At 71.4% G+C, this 15,994-nt stretch carries 17 protein-coding genes; 8 read left to right on the forward strand and 9 right to left on the reverse strand.

Annotated features, from left to right (window positions below):
* Nucleotides 1-190 precede the first annotated feature (190 nt).
* The gene (locus JS521_RS16060) at nt 191-1,048 is read left to right on the forward strand and encodes an alpha/beta fold hydrolase (protein WP_205083669.1); all 858 of its coding nucleotides are present in this window, start codon (nt 191-193) and stop codon (nt 1,046-1,048) included.
* Between the two features lie 54 nt (nt 1,049-1,102).
* Here JS521_RS16060 and JS521_RS16065 read toward each other — a convergent pair whose 3' ends face one another.
* Nucleotides 1,103-2,023 carry an NYN domain-containing protein gene (locus JS521_RS16065; protein ID WP_205083670.1) on the reverse strand — a complete coding sequence of 307 codons (921 nt, stop codon included), beginning with the start codon at nt 2,021-2,023 and terminating at the stop codon, nt 1,103-1,105.
* 207 nt (nt 2,024-2,230) lie between these two features.
* Here JS521_RS16065 and JS521_RS16070 point away from each other — a divergent pair, with 207 nt between their 5' ends.
* A complete protein-coding gene (locus JS521_RS16070; protein ID WP_006127395.1) occupies nt 2,231-2,383 on the forward strand; it encodes a DUF8834 family protein in 153 nt (50 codons plus the stop codon).
* An 84-nt stretch (nt 2,384-2,467) separates the two neighbouring features.
* Here the strand turns inward: JS521_RS16070 and JS521_RS16075 are convergent, their stop codons facing one another.
* The 3 genes from JS521_RS16075 to JS521_RS16085 form a co-directional block, all read right to left on the reverse strand.
* The gene (locus tag JS521_RS16075) at nt 2,468-3,073 is read right to left on the reverse strand and encodes a MarC family protein (protein ID WP_205083671.1); all 606 of its coding nucleotides are present in this window, start codon (nt 3,071-3,073) and stop codon (nt 2,468-2,470) included.
* 139 nt (nt 3,074-3,212) lie between these two features.
* A complete protein-coding gene (locus tag JS521_RS16080; RefSeq protein ID WP_205083672.1) occupies nt 3,213-4,079 on the reverse strand; it encodes a PHP domain-containing protein in 867 nt (288 codons plus the stop codon).
* 99 nt (nt 4,080-4,178) lie between these two features.
* Nucleotides 4,179-4,856, reverse strand: a complete 678-nt coding sequence (locus JS521_RS16085; RefSeq protein ID WP_205083673.1) for a DUF6758 family protein — start codon at nt 4,854-4,856, stop codon at nt 4,179-4,181.
* Between the two features lie 183 nt (nt 4,857-5,039).
* Here JS521_RS16085 and JS521_RS16090 point away from each other — a divergent pair, with 183 nt between their 5' ends.
* A complete protein-coding gene (locus tag JS521_RS16090) occupies nt 5,040-6,278 on the forward strand; it encodes an MFS transporter (protein ID WP_205083674.1) in 1,239 nt (412 codons plus the stop codon).
* A gap of 51 nt (nt 6,279-6,329) precedes the next feature.
* Here JS521_RS16090 and JS521_RS16095 read toward each other — a convergent pair whose 3' ends face one another.
* Complete coding sequence (locus tag JS521_RS16095; protein ID WP_205083675.1) at nt 6,330-6,914, reverse strand: suppressor of fused domain protein; 585 nt, start codon at nt 6,912-6,914, stop codon at nt 6,330-6,332.
* A 468-nt stretch (nt 6,915-7,382) separates the two neighbouring features.
* Here JS521_RS16095 and JS521_RS16100 point away from each other — a divergent pair, with 468 nt between their 5' ends.
* The gene (locus JS521_RS16100; RefSeq protein ID WP_205083676.1) at nt 7,383-8,510 is read left to right on the forward strand and encodes a magnesium and cobalt transport protein CorA; all 1,128 of its coding nucleotides are present in this window, start codon (nt 7,383-7,385) and stop codon (nt 8,508-8,510) included.
* Between the two features lie 29 nt (nt 8,511-8,539).
* The gene (locus JS521_RS16105) at nt 8,540-9,061 is read left to right on the forward strand and encodes a hypothetical protein (RefSeq protein ID WP_205083677.1); all 522 of its coding nucleotides are present in this window, start codon (nt 8,540-8,542) and stop codon (nt 9,059-9,061) included.
* Nucleotides 9,062-9,084: 23 nt separating this feature from the next.
* On the opposite strand, the gene JS521_RS16110 is transcribed toward JS521_RS16105, so the two are convergent.
* Nucleotides 9,085-9,852 carry a hypothetical protein gene (locus tag JS521_RS16110; protein WP_205083678.1) on the reverse strand — a complete coding sequence of 256 codons (768 nt, stop codon included), beginning with the start codon at nt 9,850-9,852 and terminating at the stop codon, nt 9,085-9,087.
* 288 nt (nt 9,853-10,140) lie between these two features.
* Here JS521_RS16110 and JS521_RS16115 point away from each other — a divergent pair, with 288 nt between their 5' ends.
* Genes JS521_RS16115 through JS521_RS16125 form a run of 3 tightly spaced genes read left to right on the forward strand, consistent with a single transcriptional unit; the run spans nt 10,141 to nt 13,163 of the window.
* On the forward strand, nt 10,141-11,439 hold the full coding sequence (locus JS521_RS16115; RefSeq protein ID WP_205083679.1) for a magnesium transporter MgtE N-terminal domain-containing protein: 1,299 nt from the start codon (nt 10,141-10,143) through the stop codon (nt 11,437-11,439).
* The gene (locus tag JS521_RS16120; RefSeq protein ID WP_205083680.1) at nt 11,426-11,986 is read left to right on the forward strand and encodes a DUF1003 domain-containing protein; all 561 of its coding nucleotides are present in this window, start codon (nt 11,426-11,428) and stop codon (nt 11,984-11,986) included. The genes JS521_RS16115 and JS521_RS16120 overlap by 14 nt, the downstream gene beginning before the upstream one ends.
* Nucleotides 11,987-12,029: 43 nt before the next feature.
* Entirely contained in the window at nt 12,030-13,163 is a 1,134-nt protein-coding gene (locus tag JS521_RS16125; RefSeq protein ID WP_205083681.1) for an Mrp/NBP35 family ATP-binding protein, read from the forward strand.
* A gap of 79 nt (nt 13,164-13,242) precedes the next feature.
* On the opposite strand, the gene JS521_RS16130 is transcribed toward JS521_RS16125, so the two are convergent.
* From JS521_RS16130 to JS521_RS16140, 3 genes are all read right to left on the reverse strand, one after another.
* Nucleotides 13,243-13,902 (reverse strand): hypothetical protein, encoded by a 660-nt coding sequence (locus JS521_RS16130; protein WP_205083682.1) that lies wholly within the window; start codon nt 13,900-13,902, stop codon nt 13,243-13,245.
* A gap of 125 nt (nt 13,903-14,027) precedes the next feature.
* On the reverse strand, nt 14,028-14,528 hold the full coding sequence (locus tag JS521_RS16135; protein ID WP_205083683.1) for a sec-independent translocase: 501 nt from the start codon (nt 14,526-14,528) through the stop codon (nt 14,028-14,030).
* 155 nt (nt 14,529-14,683) lie between these two features.
* The coding region (locus tag JS521_RS16140; RefSeq protein ID WP_239487351.1) for a S1C family serine protease at nt 14,684-15,994 on the reverse strand (1,311 nt) is incomplete at its 5' end.

Here is a 15,994-nt window from a genome sequence, read left to right on the forward strand (position 1 = left end):
CGGGGCGGGGGCGGGCCCGCCGTCGGGGGGGCCCCGCGACCAACATGCGGGCCCGCCCCCCCCCCCCCCCCCCCCCCCCCCCCCCCCCCCCCCCCCCCCGGGGGGCCCCGGGGGCCGTTTTCGCTGCCCGTGACACCGGGAGAGCCGCCCGGTGACCTCGGGAAAGGGTCGGCGGGGATAGCCTCGGCGTATGAGCCGCCCGCCCACCTTCGCCCCGCCGCCCTGTGCCCGCGCCCGTGTCCTGGACACCGAGCGCGGCGTCTTCGCCGATCTGGACGCCGTGCCGCGTACCCCGGCCCGGGCCACCGCCCTGCTGCTGCCCGGATACACCGGCAGCAAGGAGGACTTCGTCGCCCTGCTGGAACCGCTGACCGGGGCGGGCTACCGGGTGGTCGCCGTGGACGGCCGGGGGCAGTACGAGTCGAAGGGGACGGACCGTCAGGAGAGCTACGCCCAGGGCGAGTTGGCGCGTGATGTGCTGGCCCAGGCGGTGGCTCTGGGCGAGGAGCCGGGGAGCCTGCACCTGCTCGGGCACTCGCTCGGCGGGCAGATCGCCCGCGCCGCCGTCCTGCTGGACGCCACCCCGTTCCGCTCGCTGACGCTGATGTCCTCGGGCCCCGCCGAGGTCGTCGCGGCCCAGCGGGACAAGGTGAAGATGCTGAGCGACGCGCTGTCCGTGCTGTCCATGGACGAGGTGTGGCAGGCGATGCAGGCGCTGGACCCGCCGCAGGACGCGGACACCGGCGACGGAGCGGACATGCGCCGCCGCTGGCTGGCCCACAACTCGGCCCAACTGATCGCCACCGGGGCCCAGTTGGCGGCGGAGCCGGACCGGGTGGACGAGCTGGCATCCGTCGGTTTGCCCGTCCATGTGCTGTCCGGGGAGCGCGACGACGTCTGGCCGGTGGAGCTGTTCGACTCCATGGCGCGGCGTCTCGGCGCCCGCCGCACCACGATCGCCGGCGCCGAGCACTCCCCCAACACCGCCCGCCCCCAGGAGACCGCTGAGGCGCTGGCCGCGTTCTGGGACGGCCTGCCGGACGCCTGACGGGCTCCCCGCCGCCCCGCCCCGGGTCCGCACCCGCAAAGAGGGGTCGCCGCGTCAGTACTGCGCCTGAAGGTGCTGCCAGAAGCCGTCACGGAGCGCCCGCCGCAGATGGGCGTGGCCGCGCAGCGAGTGCTGGAGCAGCCGTTCGGCCTCCACCAGGAGGTCCTGGTCGACGGAGCCCGGCAGATAGGGGTGGCCGGGAAGCAGGTCGGCGAGGGATTCCCGGCCCCGGGCGGCGAGCCAGGCGGCCGCGATCTGCGCGCCGACGAAGCGGACGTCCTCCCGGGAGGGGGCCGGGGTGTCGTCCTCGTACGTGGTGACGGGCCGCCGGGTGACGTAGGGGCGGCAGAAGTCCAGGTCGAAGGTGCGCTGGCTGTCGACCTCCCAGAGCAGCGGTTCGGCCTGGTTGCGGCCCTCGCCGGCCTCGATGCCCCAGAGGTGGACGCGGGCCCCGTAGCCCTGGGCGGCCTCGACCGCCGAGACCAGGTCCTCGTCGCCGCCGACGAGCGCCGCGTCGCTGATGGCGCGGTGCCGGGCGAGGGATTCGAGGTCGGTGCGGATGAGCGAGTCGACACCCTTCTGCTGGTTGTTGGCGTTGAGGTTGCCGAGCCGCACCTTGACGTCGGGGAGTTCGGCGATGGCCTGCTGCTCGGTGGTGTGGATGCGGCGCCTGGCCCCGTCGTACCAGTAGACGCGCAGCAGCCTGCTGTCCGCGAAGATCGTGCGGGCCTTGTCGATGAAGGCCTCGATCAGCCCTTCGGCGTCGAGGTCGAAGGAGCGCCGGTCCTCGGTGCCGGTGACGAGCAGTCCGGCCGCGGCGTACACATAGCCGGCGTCCACGAAGATGGCGTGCGTCGACGGAGTCTTGGCGACCTCGACGAGCATGCGCTGGAGCAGCTCGTTGGTGCGGTCCAGCCGGGCGGCGAGGTCGGCCTCTGCGGTGACCCCGATGAGCTGCGGGTCCGCCTCGTTCATGCGAACCTCGTGGTCTGTGGTGGCGTGGCTACCGACGGGTACTTAGACATCCAAAAAATTTCCTTAGCGTAGGGAATGTTTGCCAGGGGCAACTCGTTGTAACCCACGTGGAACGCGAGGGAAGCCTCGCGTTCCTAGTCTTGCCGGTGGGACGCCCCACCGGCGCCAGTAGTTCTCCAGCAGGAGGATCAGACGAAGGGAAGCACTGTGCGCTTCGAGATCATGCGACTCGACGACGTCGACGGTACCGCCGTGGACAGCACCGTCGTGGACGCCGCCTCCGTCAACCGGATCGTGCAGCAGGCCGCGGCGACGGGCCAGCGCATCTACATCCGGCCGGCCGACAGCTCGGCCTCGTAACACCTGACGTTGTGAAGACGAAGCGCCCCCGCACGGAACGTCGGGGGGGGGGCGCTGTGGTGTGCGGGGGCGTCCGGGACCGGCTCAGGAGTTCTGGATGACCTGGGTGACGCCGTTGATGATCTGCTGGACGGCGATGGCGGAGAGCATCATGCCCGCGAGCCGGGTCACCAGCACCACGCCGCCGTCCTTGATCACGCGGATGATGACCAGCGAGTAGCGCATGGTCAGCCAGAGCACCACGTGCATGGCGACGATCGCGGACCACACCGAGAGCTGCCCGCCCATGCCGTCCGCGTGCTGCACGGCGAGGATGACCGAGACGATGGCGCCGGGCCCGGCCAGCAGCGGCATGCCCAGCGGTACGAGCGCCACGTTGACGTCTTTGGTCTGCGTCGGCTCGTCCGTCTTGCCGGTCAGCAGGTCGAGCGCGATGAGCAGCAGCAGGAGTCCGCCCGCGATCATCAGCGCGGGCACGGAGACGTGCAGGTAGTCGAGGATCTGCTGACCGAGCAGACCGAAGACGGCGATCACGCCGAACGCGACCGTGACCGCCTGGAGCGCCATCTTGCGCTGCACCTTGGCGGGGCGGCCCGCGGTGAGGGCGAGGAAGATCGGCGTGATCCCGGGCGGGTCCATGATCACAAATAGGGTGAGAAAAAGGGATCCGAAGACAGCGACGTCGAACACAGTGAGCCTTGCGAGAGATGAGCGGGCGGTACGGAGGGGGCGCGGGTCCGGGCAGCGGGCGTCGCGGTGCGTCGGGCACGCGACGGTACGCACGGGGGCGCGGAGGGGGAACGGGGTACGGCGAAGGGTGCTGCGGGCCTCAGCGGCGGACGGCTCCACCGGCGCCCGGAACCGGGAAGGCTCCGGTCGCGCGCCGGGTGATCTCGCCGTAGATCTCGGGGTCGGTGGTGCAGGCGCCGAGCTCGACGGTCTTCCGGCTGCCGTGGTAGTCGCTGGAGCCGGTCGTGAGCAGCCCCAGTTCGCGGGCGAGGCCGCGCAGCCGGGCCCGGGTGGGCTCGTCGTGGTCCATGTGGTCGACCTCGATGCCGTCGAGGCCGGCCTCGGCGAGCGCGACGATCGTGGACTCGGGGACCACCGCGCCGCGTTTCACCGCGCCCGGGTGGGCGAAGACGGTGACCCCGCCCGCCGCCTTCACCAGGCGGACGGCCTCGAAGGGGTCGAACTCGTGCTTCTCGGCGTACGCCCGGCCGCCGTTGCCCAGCCAGTCGGGCGTGAAGGCGTCGGAGACGGTGGGCACGACGCCGAGTTCGACGAGGGCGGCGGCGACGTGCGGGCGGCCGACCGAGCCGTCCCCGGCGATGCGGGCGACCTGCTCCCAGGTGACGGGGACGTCGAGGGCGCGCAGCTTGCGGACCATCTCCTGGGCTCGCGGCACGCGGTCGTCGCGGACGAGCTCCCGCGCGCGCTCCAGCTCGGCGTCGGCGGGGTCGAAGAGGTAGGCCAGCATGTGCATGCCCACGCCGTCGACGCGGCAGGAGAGTTCGGCGCCGGTGACGAGGGTGAGCCCCTCGGGGAGCGCGTCGATGGCCCGCTGATGGCCGCCGACGGTGTCGTGGTCGGTGAGCGCGACGACGTCCAGGCCCGCGGCGGCGGCGTTCACGACCAGCTCGGCGGGGGTGTCCGTGCCGTCCGATGCGGTGGAGTGGGTGTGCAGGTCGATACGCACGACGGCTGACTCCGGAGCTCGCGGACGGACGGGGGACCGCTCAAGGATAACCGCCGCCCGCCAGGCCTCAGGCCGCGAAAGCCCCCTGCCCCACGTGATCTAGCGCTCGCTCTTCCCCTGCCGGGGCGGCGCCTCCGGGGCGGTGAGCAGCCGGGGGGTGAGCGCGCCGCAGGGGACGAGGTCCACCTCTCCCCCGGCGTCCCGCAGGTCGGTCAGGACCAGCTCGTCGTACATCAGGAGTCCCGACTGCTCGGGCCACAGGATCGCCCAGAGCCACAGACCTCGCGCTTCGCCCGCGAACACGGCGCAGTCCTCCGGGGCGTTCCTGACGTGCCAGAGCGGGGTGGGGCGGCCGGCGGCGTGGACCTTGGCGTCGGGGGCGGAGTCGACGTTCAGGTGGTGGCCGGGGTCGGGGCCCTCGATGCCGGCGTACCGGGCGCCGAGGCCGACGCCCAGCTCCTCTGCGACGAGGAGCAGCTCGCCCATCCCGCCCAGTGGGCCGGGTCCGGAGCAGGCCACGGCGCTCGCGCGTCCGCCGCTGCGGTCGTCGCCCGCGCTGGCAACCCCGGTGAACAGCCAGCCCACGGGGAGCGGCCAGGGCATCCAGACGGGGACCTGCGTGCGGTGCACCACGACGCCGAGCCCTTCGACGCTCGGCGGGATGACCGGCTGCATCGGGTGGACCTGGCCGTGCACGGAGCACTGCCAGGCGTCGGCGAAGAGACCGGGCGCCCTGACCCGGCCACCGCACTTCGGGCAACTGGGTTCGCCCCTCATAAGGACCAACCGTCCTCCCCGCCGGTCCTCGCGTCAAGGACGATCACCCGTCCGGAGCGTGGCCCTGACCGGGAAGAATAGATGTAACTTGCATTTATTAGTCCGCCTAACTTATTCTGTGCATAACGCATCGATCCGGAGGCCGGAGCAGTCCGGAGAGGCCGGAGAAGAAGGAGAGAGTCCATGCAGGGAGAGGATCCGTTCGACGAAGGAGCGACGGGGGTCAGCATCCTGCGCCAGCCGAAGGCCGTCTGGGCCACGGCGGGCGCCTCGGTGGTGGCCTTCATGGGGATCGGCCTGGTGGACCCGATCCTGCCGTCCATCGCCCAGGGGCTGGACGCCTCGGCGAGTCAGGTGTCGCTGCTGTTCACCTCGTACTTCCTGATCACCGCCTTCGCCATGCTGGTCACCGGCTTCGTCTCCAGCCGCATCGGCGGCCGCAAGACCCTGCTGGCCGGTCTCGCGCTCGTGATCGTCTTCGCGGCGCTCTCCGGCACCTCGTCCTCCGTCGCCGAACTCGTCGGCTTCCGGGCCGGCTGGGGCCTGGGCAACGCCCTCTTCGTCTCCACCGCCCTCGCGGTGATCGTCGGAGCGGCGGCGGGCGGCAGCGCGGCGGCGATCCTGCTGTACGAGTCGGCGCTCGGCCTCGGCATGGCGTGCGGGCCGCTGCTCGGCGCGCTGCTGGGGGACGCCAGCTGGCGCTACCCGTTCTTCGGCACGGCGGCGCTGATGGCGATCGGCTTCCTCTGCATCGCCGCGTTCCTCAAGGAGCAGCCGAAGCCGGCCGTCAAGACCTCACTTCTCGATCCCGTGAAGGCGCTGGGCCACGGCGGCCTGGCCTCGGTGGCGGCCTCGGCGTTCTTCTACAACTACGCCTTCTTCACGATCCTGGCGTTCACGCCGTTCGTGCTGGACATGACCCCGTACAAGTCGGGCGCGGTCTTCTTCGCCTGGGGTCTGCTGCTCGCCGTCTTCTCCGTGCTGGTCGCCCCGCGCCTCCAGCGCCGCTTCGGCTCGCTCAAGGTGCTCGGGGGCTCGCTGGTGCTGCTCGCCGCCGACCTGCTGGTCCTCGGGTACGGCAGCCACACCACGGCGATCGTCGCCACCATCGTCTCCGGCGCGTTCATCGGCATGAACAACACCGTCTTCACCGAACTGGCCCTCGGGGTCTCGGACGCGCCGCGCCCGGTGGCGAGCGCCGGATACAACTTCGTCCGCTGGTTCGCCGCGGCGGCGGCCCCCTTCCTCGCCCCGAAGATCGAGGAGTGGACCGACATCCACGTGCCGTTCGTGGTGGCCGCGCTCGCCGCCCTCGTCGGAGCGGCCGTCGTGGGGGTACGGCGTACGGCGCTGAACCACGAGGCCGAGGAGCTGGAGCCGGTCCACGCGATGGAGGACAGCGTGACGGTCTTCGCCGAATGACCGCGCCCTCAAGGCAGACGAATGCGGCTGACCGCCCCTCAGAAGGACCGGTCAGTCCAGCGGTACGGACGTGCGCAGCGGGTCGCGCAGGTCCGTACCGTGCGTCAGCCACCGCTCCTGGAGCTCCTGCGCGCCGCGCACCCGCTTCCAGGCGGCCTCGTTGTGCGTCATCGGCAGCAGCGGCAGGAAGCGCACCGGGTCCATCGGCTCGTCCAGCTCCAGGTCCTCCACCAGACCGCCGCCCTCCGCGACCAGCACCGAGGTGAACGGAGCCCCCGTCCACAGCGGCTCGCCCAGGTCCAGCGAGGCGCCCGGGGCCACGATCAGCCCCTCGACCTGCGGGGAGGCGGCCAGCACGGCGAGCGGGCGCAGCACCTGGTCGGTGTCGGCGAGTCCGCCCCGTACGGACAGGACCAGCTCGGCCCGGGGGCCCTTCACCGGGTCGGCCAGCGGGGCGGTGGGATCGGCCATCGGCGCGCCCGACATGCCGAGGGTCGCGTAGCGCACGATGTCGCCGTCGAGGAAGCGCAGCACCTCGATACGGTCCGTGCCGAGGAACGTCACATCGGCGCGGGCGTCCGGTTCCCCGAGGGCGGAGATGAGCCGGGCCTCGACCAGCGCGAGAATTTCTGCCATGCCGCGAGCATAGATCGCGTAGTGAATGGGCAAAGTACGGGATTGGGCCTTGGGCGGCTGATAGCCTGGCCGCCGGTCGGGACAGCACGCAGAAGCGTCGCTCTTCTTCGTCCCGACGACACGTCGTCCCCCACGGGGGACCGGCCGGAGGAGGTGGGGACTGCTATGGATCCAAGTCGACCGTGCAGTACCGACCGCTCTTCCGAGCCTCACCTCTCCCGCTGATCCGACACCTCTCGTCGGTCGCCCGGGGCCGACATCGCCGTCGTGTCCGGACGACTCGCCTACAGCGGTCCGCGTGACGGAAGAGCCCTTCGTTCCTGCCTGCCTGTAGCGCATTTTTGCCTGTCTGTAGCGAACGCCGTCATCGCGCCCGCGCGGTGGAGCCCGCTTTGCGGACGTGAGCCCACGTCCCCATTCCGGGCTGTTCCACGCCCTCGCCGACGGCCCTCCGTGAAGGAGCCAGCCATGTCGATGATCCGTGACCTGCGCGCCGCCGTGCGCCCGTCCCTGCGCCCGTCCCTCCGTAAGAACAGCGCTCCTTACAGCGCGTACGACACCACCCGCGATCCGTCCGCCTCCAGCGCCGTCGTCGACTGCGCGGTCTACCGCGACGGCCGCCGGCTGGTGACGCCCGCCACCCCCACCCCGCACGAGGCGATGCTCCAGGTGCGGGAGGAGGGCGGTTTCGCGTGGATCGGTCTGCACGAGCCGACGGAGGCCGAATTCGCGGGTATCGCCCGGGAGTTCGGGCTGCACCCGCTGGCCGTCGAGGACGCCGTCCACGCCCACCAGCGGCCCAAGCTGGAGCGGTACGACGACACGCTGTTCACCGTCTTCAAGACGATCCACTACGTGGACCATGCCGAACTGACCGCGACCAGCGAGGTCGTGGAGACCGGCGAGGTGATGTGCTTCACCGGCCGGGACTTCGTCATCACCGTCCGGCACGGCGGCCAGGGCTCCCTGCGGGCCCTGCGCCACCGCCTCCAGGACGATCCGGAGCTGCTCGCCAAGGGCCCGTCCGCCGTGCTGCACGCCATCGCCGACCATGTGGTCGACGGCTACATCGCGGTGGCCGAGGCCGTGCAGGACGACATCGACGAGGTGGAGATCGATGTCTTCTCCACCCCGGCGAAGGGCTCCGCACGCGGCTCGGACGCGGGCCGGATCTACCAACTCAAGCGCGAGGTGCTGGAGTTCAAGCGGGCAGTGTCCCCGCTGCTGCGGCCCATGCAGTTGCTGAGCGAGCGTCCGATGCGGCTGATCGACCCCGACATCCAGAAGTACTTCCGCGATGTCGCCGACCACCTCGCCCGGGTCCAGGAGGAGGTCATCGGCTTCGACGAACTGCTGAACTCGATCCTCCAGGCCAACCTCGCGCAGGCGACGGTCACCCAGAACGAGGACATGCGCAAGATCACCTCCTGGGCGGCGATCATCGCCGTGCCGACGATGATCTGCGGCGTCTACGGCATGAACTTCGACTACATGCCCGAGCTGGAGTGGAAGTACGGCTATCCGCTGGTGCTGGGCGTCATCGGCGTGGTCTGTTTCTCGATCTACCGCATCCTCAAGCGCAACGGCTGGCTGTGAGCACGGCCCACCGGTCTAAGCTCGCGCCCATGACTGATCCTGCCGCCGACCTGTTGGAGAGGGCCCTCGCCGAGGAGGCCACGAAGAAGTCCGGCCTCGTCTGGGTGCGGGGCTCCGGCCCGGCCCGTGCCGTCTGGCACGTCTGGCACGAGGGCGCGGCGCTCCTGGTCGGCGACGGCCCCGGCGAGCAGCCGCTGCCGGAGGGCCTGGGCGATGGCGGCCGCGCCGAGGTGACCGTACGCAGCAAGGACAAGGGCGGCCGGATCGTCGCCTGGAGTGCGGCGGTACGTTTCCTGGCGCCGCGCTCCGAGGAGTGGGAGGCGGCGGTCGCCGAGCTGAAGGGCAAGCGGCTGAACGCGCCGGACGCCGAGGCGATGCCCGAGCGGTGGGCGCGCACGTGCACGGTGGTGCGGCTGACGCCCGAGGCGGTGAGCACCGCGCTGCCGGACACCTCGCTGGCGGCCGTACCGCTGCCGACCGGGGCCACCACCCGGGAGCCCGCCCCGGCGGCGGTCCCCCGGCTGCTGCTGAAGCGCCGCCGGAAGCGCTGAGCGGTCTTCGAGGGGCCGCCGGGTCAGCCGGACGACTTCGGGAGCTGGCCGCCGTAGTCGACGGTGTCGTCCTTCTCGGGGGCCTCCAGGGGGAAGGCCTGCCCCCAGTCGGCCAGCGAGAGCGTGCCCCCGCCGCCGCCCCGGGCCACCCGTACCGGATACGGCTCGTCCTCCAGCGAGACGTCGAAGGCCCCGCCCTCGCCCTTGCCGCCGAGGATCTGGATGGTGCGCTGCCCGGCGACCGTGTCCCGGCCGCCCTTGTTGACCTTGCCGTGCAGCGCGAGCAGCCCGTCGAGCAGGACCTTCTTGTCGGTGAAGCCGCGCAGCTGGCGGTAGCTGGGGTCGCCCTCCGGGACCTTCACGTACTTGCCGCCCAGCTTCTCGGCGGCCGCGGCGTCGGCGGACTCGCCCGCGCCCTCACTGCCCTCGTGGGTCCAGAAGTCGGCGGGCGCCTTGAGGAAGAGCTCGTCCTCGACCCGCAGCAGGGCGAAGCTCTGCTTCTTCGAGGTCACCGAGCCCATGCCGCCCTTCGCGGTGAGCTTCATGTCCAGCCGGTAGGTGCCGCCCTTGCTGACGAGCGTGCCCGACAGACGGACGGCACTCGCCGCGTCGGCAGCCGCTCTGGCCTTCTTGTCGATCTCGGCGGCGGTGAGTTTGGCGACGCCGTTGGTCCCCTTGTCCGGGTCCTCCTCCGTGCCGCAGGCGGCCAGGGCCACGGTGAGCCCTCCGCACAGCACGAGAGCGAGGGCGGTCCGGCGATGGTTCCGCACGGCCGGGGCAAAAGAGGTCACGGGCGCACTGCCTCTCCACTGCGATCGGGGGTAGCAGACGGCAGCGTACCCGTGCGGCGCACATGGTCCGGCAGCCAGCCGTACGGACGGGTCCGCCGGGGCGCGGTGCGGCGGTACGGGCTAGCCTGATCCCGGCGTACCGGCGAAATCCGCTGGTCGGCGACGGCGGGCCGGGACGGTCGGACGCGGACGGCGACGAACCGGACGAAATGGTTCCGGCCGGATACGGGACCGCGGGAACACGACGGACACAGACGGCACGGCGGACACGGACGAAGGAGGCGGCGGATGGCGGCGGTCACGCCCAGGGTCTTCGTCTCCCACCTCTCCGGGGTGCCCGTCTTCGACCCCAACGGCGACCAGGTCGGCCGGGTCCGCGACCTGGTGGCGATGTTGCGTGTCGGCGGACGCCCGCCGCGCATCCTGGGCCTGGTGGTCGAGGTGATCAGCCGGCGGCGGATCTTCCTGCCGATGACCCGGGTGACGGGCGTCGAGTCCGGCCAGGTCATCACCACCGGCGTCGTCAACATGCGGCGCTTCGAACAGCGACCCACCGAGCGGCTCGTCCTCGGCGAGTTCCTGGACCGGCGGGTCCGGCTGGTGGAGGGCCACGGCGAGGAAGGTGAGGAGGTCACCGTCCTGGACGTGGCCATCCAGCAGCTGCCGGCCCGCCGCGACTGGGAGATCGACAAGTACTTCGTCCGCAAGGGGCGCGGCGGTGCGCTGCGCCGCAAGGGCGAGACGCTGACGGTGGAGTGGTCGGCGGTCAGCGGCTTCTCGCTGGAGGAGCACGGCCAGGGCGCGGAGAACCTCGTCGCCACGTTCGAGCGGCTGCGGCCCACCGACGTGGCCAACGCCCTGCACCACCTCTCGCCCAAGCGCCGGGTGGAGGTGGCCGCGGCCCTGGACGACGACCGGCTCGCCGACGTCCTGGAGGAGCTGCCCGAGGACGACCAGGTGGAGATCATCGGCAAGCTCGCCGAGGAGCGGGCCGCCGACGTCCTGGAGGCGATGGACCCGGACGACGCGGCCGACCTGCTCTCGGAGCTGCCGGAGGAGGACAAGGAGCGGCTGCTGGCCCTGATGCGGCCGGACGACGCCGCCGACGTACGCCGCCTGATGTCGTACGAGGAGCGGACGGCGGGCGGTCTGATGACGACCGAGCCGATCGTGCTGCGCCCGGACGCCACGGTGGCCGACGCGCTGGCCCGGGTCCGGCAGGCGGACCTGTCGCCCGCGCTGGCCGCCCAGGTGTACGTGTGCCGCTCACCCGACGAGACGCCCACGGGCAAGTACCTGGGCACGGTGCACTTCCAGCGGCTGCTGCGCGATCCGCCGTTCACCCTGGTCAGCTCGATCGTCGACAGCGATCTGGTGCCGTTGCGGCCGGACACCCCGCTGCCGCTGGTCACCAGCTATCTGGCCGCGTACAACATGGTCTCGGCCCCGGTCGTCGACGAGAGCGGTTCGCTGCTGGGCGCGGTGACCGTGGACGACGTCCTGGACCATCTGCTGCCGGACGACTGGCGCGAGACGGACCTGACGGATCTGCACGGGGAGGAGGGGATCGGTCATGGCGGGCGATGACCGGGCGAAGGCGTCCTCGACCGGCTCCTCGGGCCTGGTGCGGCCCCCGCGCACCCGGCTGGACCAGCCGAAGGCCCCGCGCCGGCGGCTGCTGCCGGAGTACGACCCGGAGGCGTTCGGCCGGTTCTCGGAGCGGATCGCGCGGTTCCTGGGGACCGGGCGGTTCATCGTCTGGATGACGCTGATCATCATCCTCTGGGTGCTGTGGAACATCTTCGCGCCCAAGGACCTGCGCTTCGACCAGTACCCGTTCATCTTCCTGACGCTGATGCTCTCGCTCCAGGCCTCGTACGCCGCGCCGCTGATCCTCCTCGCGCAGAACCGGCAGGACGACCGCGACCGGGTCACGCACGAGCAGGACCGCAAGCAGAACGAGCGCTCCATCGCCGACACCGAATACCTGACGCGGGAGATCGCCGCCCTGCGTATGGGCCTGGGCGAGGTCGCCACCCGGGACTGGATCCGCTCGGAACTCCAGGACATGGTGAAGGACATGGAGGAGCGGCAGGTGCTGTTCCCGGCCGAGAGTGACGAAGGCGACCGCTGAGGGGCTACCCGCCCGTAGTGCTTCGCGCCGTAACATCGTCAGTATGGCTACGGAAGACGCGGTGCTTGAGGCACTGTCGACAGTGAACGACCCGGAGATCCACCGCCCGATCACCGAGCTGGGCATGGTGAAATCGGTCGAGATCGATCCTGACGGTGTAGTCGCTGTCACCGTCTATCTCACGGTCTCCGGCTGCCCGATGCGCGACACGATCACCCGGAACGTGACCGAGGCGGTCGCCCGGGTCGAGGGCGTCTCGCGGGTCGAGGTGACCCTCGACGTCATGAGCGACGAACAGCGCAAGGACCTGGCGAGCTCGCTGCGCGGCGGCACCGCCGAGCGGGAGGTCCCCTTCGCCCAGCCCGGCTCGCTGACCCGGGTGTACGCGGTCGCCTCCGGCAAGGGCGGCGTCGGCAAGTCCTCGGTGACGGTGAACCTCGCCGCGGCGATGGCGGCCGACGGGCTGAAGGTCGGCGTCGTGGACGCGGACATCTACGGACACAGCGTGCCCCGGATGCTCGGCGCGGACGGCAAGCCGACCCAGGTCGAGAACATGATCATGCCGCCGTCCGCGCATGGCGTGAAGGTCATCTCCATCGGCATGTTCACCCCGGGCAACGCGCCCGTGGTGTGGCGCGGTCCGATGCTGCACCGGGCGCTCCAGCAGTTCCTCGCCGATGTGTACTGGGGCGACCTGGACGTCCTTCTGCTGGACCTGCCGCCGGGCACCGGCGACATCGCGATCTCGGTGGCGCAGCTGGTGCCGGGCGCCGAGATCCTGGTCGTCACGACCCCGCAGCAGGCGGCGGCCGAGGTGGCCGAGCGGGCCGGCTCGATCGCCGTGCAGACCCACCAGAAGATCGTCGGCGTGGTGGAGAACATGTCGGGCATGCCGTGCCCGCACTGCGACGAGATGGTCGACGTGTTCGGCTCGGGCGGCGGCGCGCGTGTCGCCGAGGGGCTGACGCGCACGGTCGGCGCCGAGGTGCCGGTGCTCGGCTCGATCCCGATCGACGTACGGCTGCGCGAGGGCGGCGACGAGGGCAAGCCCGTCGTCCTGTCCGACCCCGACTCCCCGGCCGGAAGCGCGCTGCGCTCGATCGCGCAGAAGCTGGGCGGCCGTCAGCGCGGCCTGTCGGGCATGTCTCTGGGGATCACTCCGCGCAACAAGTTCTGACGCCCCTGCACGGGCAGCACACGACAGGGCGGGCCGGTGGTCATCCGGCCCGCCCTGTCGTTGTACGTGCGCCGCGTCGTTACGCGTACGTCTCGATGTCCTTGATGGCCGCGAAGCCCAGACCGTAGGCGCTCATCCCCCGCCCGTACGCCCCGATGTGCACGCCCTCGTGGGCGGATCCGGCCAGCACCCAGCCGAACTCGGACTCGCGGTAGTGGAACTCCACCGGAACCCCGTCCACCGGCAGGGAGAGCGTCGTCCAGGGCGCGCTGCCGAGGTCGTCGGCGAGGGTGAAGGCCGTCTCGGTCTGCTGGTCCAGCCAGTCGTCGCGCAGGGTGTGGTCCATCTGCGGCGGCCAGGTGTACGCCAGCAGGCCGGAGCCCGCGAGCCAGGCCGCCGAGGACACCGTGGTGGCGTCCAGCACGCCCGTACCGTCGCCGGTGCGGCGCACCGGGCTCGCGGCGACCGTGATCACCGCGGCGAACCGCTCCTTGTCGGCGGAGCCGTCCGACTTCACCGACGGCTCGTCACCGTGCCCCGTGGCGCCGTGCTGCACGGTGCCGTCGGCCGCGGCGGCGACCTGCATCAGCCAGCGCGGGCCGGTGAAGGCCTCGTCCAGCCCGTACCAGGGGAAGGTCGCTTTCAGGTAGCCGTCGACGGCGCGCCGGGCCGCCGGCCCCTCCTCCGCCGTGGCCGTGCCCGGGACACCGTCCGTATCAATCCGACTCGTCGTCTCCATCTGCGCGGCCGCCTCCTCGATCAGTCAGGATCCGGAGCGGCCCGCCCCCCGCGGGCTTGGGCGTCCTCGCAACCGGACAGATGGAGAATAGCCATACCGTCCGGACGAGTCGGGATTGACCGGGGTCAGGTGGCGTCTGCGTCGAACGGCGGGCGCTCGGGCGGAGCCGGCGACGGGGTCTTCTTCAGCAGGTCAGGAGCGGTGTCGCCGGTCTTCGTGAGACTGGTGGACGAGCCACCGGCCGACGCGCCCGCAGAGCCGTTCGCCGCACTGTTGGCGGTATCGGAGGCGGCCGGGGTACGCCCGTTGACCGCGTCGGTGACGTCGGCCAGGTCCTTGCGCAGGTCGAAGCTCTCGCGGATCTCCTTCAGCCCCAGGTCGTCGTTGCCGTCCATCAGCTGCTTGCGGACGAACGTCTTGGGGTTGAGGTCCTCGAACTCGAAGTCCTTGAACTGCGGGCCCAGCTCGGAGCGGATGTCTTCCTTCGCGCTGTCCGAGAACTCGCGGATCTTACGGATGGTGCGCGTGACGTCCTGGATGAGCTTGGGCAGCTTGTCGGGGCCGAAGACCAGCACGGCCAGCACCCCGAGCGTCAGCAGCTCCAGTGCGCCTATGTCATTGAACACCTTGTTGCTCCTCGTGTTCTCCGCGTGTTCTCCGTGCGATCGCGGCCCGGGTCCGCCTGCTGCCCGGACCGGTCAAAGGTACCTGTCGAAGGTGTCCGGGCGGTACCTCGCGGTGGCGCCCACGTGCCGGATGCCGTGCCGGATCGCGTACCTGATCATGTGCCGCTCGCCGAGCCGAGCTTCAGGGTCACGGTCCGTTCTTCGCCGCCGCGGGTCAGCTTGAGGTCGAGATCGTCGCCGGGACGGTGGGCCCGGATCTTCACGATCAGCTCCTCGCCGCTGTGCACGCGCTGGCCCTCGACCTGGGTGATGATGTCGCCGGACTTGATGCCCGCCTTGTCCGCGGGGCCGTCCTTGGTGACGGCGGGCCCGCCGTCGGCGCCCTTGGTGCCGACCTTGGCCCCGTCGCCGGTGTACTTCATGTCCAGCGTGACGCCGATCACCGGGTGGGTGGCCTTGCCGGTGGTGATCAGCTCCTCGGCGACGCGCTTGCCCTGGTTGATGGGTATCGCGAAGCCGAGGCCGATGGAGCCGGACTGGCCGCCGGCCTCGGGGCCCCCGCCGCTGTCGGCCGCGCGGATGGCGCTGTTGATGCCGATGACGTGGGCCTGGGAGTCGACGAGGGGGCCGCCGGAGTTGCCCGGGTTGATCGGCGCGTCGGTCTGGAGGGCGTCGACATAGCTGATGTCGCTGCCGTCGCCCTTCTCGCCACCCGCGGTGATCGGCCGCTGCTTGGCGCTGATGATGCCCGAGGTCACCGTGTTGGACAGGTCGAAGGGGGCGCCGATGGCTACCACGGGGTCGCCGACCTGGACGTTGTCGGAGTTGCCGAGCGGCAGGGGCTTGAGTCCGGAGACCCCGCGGACCCGGACGACCGCGAGGTCGTAGCCGCTGTCCTTGCCGACGAGTTCGGCGGAGGCCGTCTCGCCGGTGCTGAACGTGACGGTGATGTCGCCGCTGGATCCGGCCGGGGCGACGACGTGGTTGTTGGTGAGGATGTGGCCCTGGCCGTCGAGGACGAAGCCGGTGCCGGTGCCGGATTCGGCGGTGCCGCTGACGTGCAGGGTGACCACGCTGGGCAGGGCGCTGGCGGCGATGCCGGCGACGCTGTCGGGGGCCCGGTCGCCGTTGTCGCGGCCCGCCTGGGGCAGTTCGACGGTGGTCAGCCCGCCGTTGCGCTCGATGTACGCGCCGACTCCGCCGCCGATACCGCTGGCGACCAGGGCCAGCAGGAGCACCCCCAGGAACGCCCCGCCCCGGCGCTTCTTCTTCCGGCCGGGCTCGGCGCCCTCGGGGGGACCTGGCCGGGTGAGCGGCTGCCCCGGGGCGCCCCACGGGTCGTACTGGAGCCACTGCGTCTGCTGGTGCTGCTGGCCGGGGGCCGGGTGGCCTCCGGCCCCGGGGAACGTCGCCCCGACGCGGGTGCCGGGGCGTACGGCCGCCAGCGCCGCGACGGCGTCCACAGG

It is taken from the genome of Streptomyces durocortorensis, from assembly GCF_016901035.1.
GTDB lineage: Bacteria > Actinomycetota > Actinomycetes > Streptomycetales > Streptomycetaceae > Streptomyces > Streptomyces durocortorensis.

Coding starts and splice junctions, on each gene's coding strand:
- JS521_RS16060 (WP_205083669.1), top strand. CDS start 191: ATGAGCCGCCCGCCCACCTTCGCCCCGCCGCCCTGTGCCCGCGCCCGT.
- JS521_RS16065 (WP_205083670.1), bottom strand. CDS start 2,023: ATGAACGAGGCGGACCCGCAGCTCATCGGGGTCACCGCAGAGGCCGAC.
- JS521_RS16085 (WP_205083673.1), bottom strand. CDS start 4,856: ATGAGGGGCGAACCCAGTTGCCCGAAGTGCGGTGGCCGGGTCAGGGCG.
- JS521_RS16090 (WP_205083674.1), top strand. CDS start 5,040: ATGCAGGGAGAGGATCCGTTCGACGAAGGAGCGACGGGGGTCAGCATC.
- JS521_RS16095 (WP_205083675.1), bottom strand. CDS start 6,914: ATGGCAGAAATTCTCGCGCTGGTCGAGGCCCGGCTCATCTCCGCCCTC.
- JS521_RS16100 (WP_205083676.1), top strand. CDS start 7,383: ATGTCGATGATCCGTGACCTGCGCGCCGCCGTGCGCCCGTCCCTGCGC.
- JS521_RS16105 (WP_205083677.1), top strand. CDS start 8,540: ATGACTGATCCTGCCGCCGACCTGTTGGAGAGGGCCCTCGCCGAGGAG.
- JS521_RS16115 (WP_205083679.1), top strand. CDS start 10,141: ATGGCGGCGGTCACGCCCAGGGTCTTCGTCTCCCACCTCTCCGGGGTG.
- JS521_RS16120 (WP_205083680.1), top strand. CDS start 11,426: ATGGCGGGCGATGACCGGGCGAAGGCGTCCTCGACCGGCTCCTCGGGC.
- JS521_RS16125 (WP_205083681.1), top strand. CDS start 12,030: ATGGCTACGGAAGACGCGGTGCTTGAGGCACTGTCGACAGTGAACGAC.
- JS521_RS16130 (WP_205083682.1), bottom strand. CDS start 13,902: ATGGAGACGACGAGTCGGATTGATACGGACGGTGTCCCGGGCACGGCC.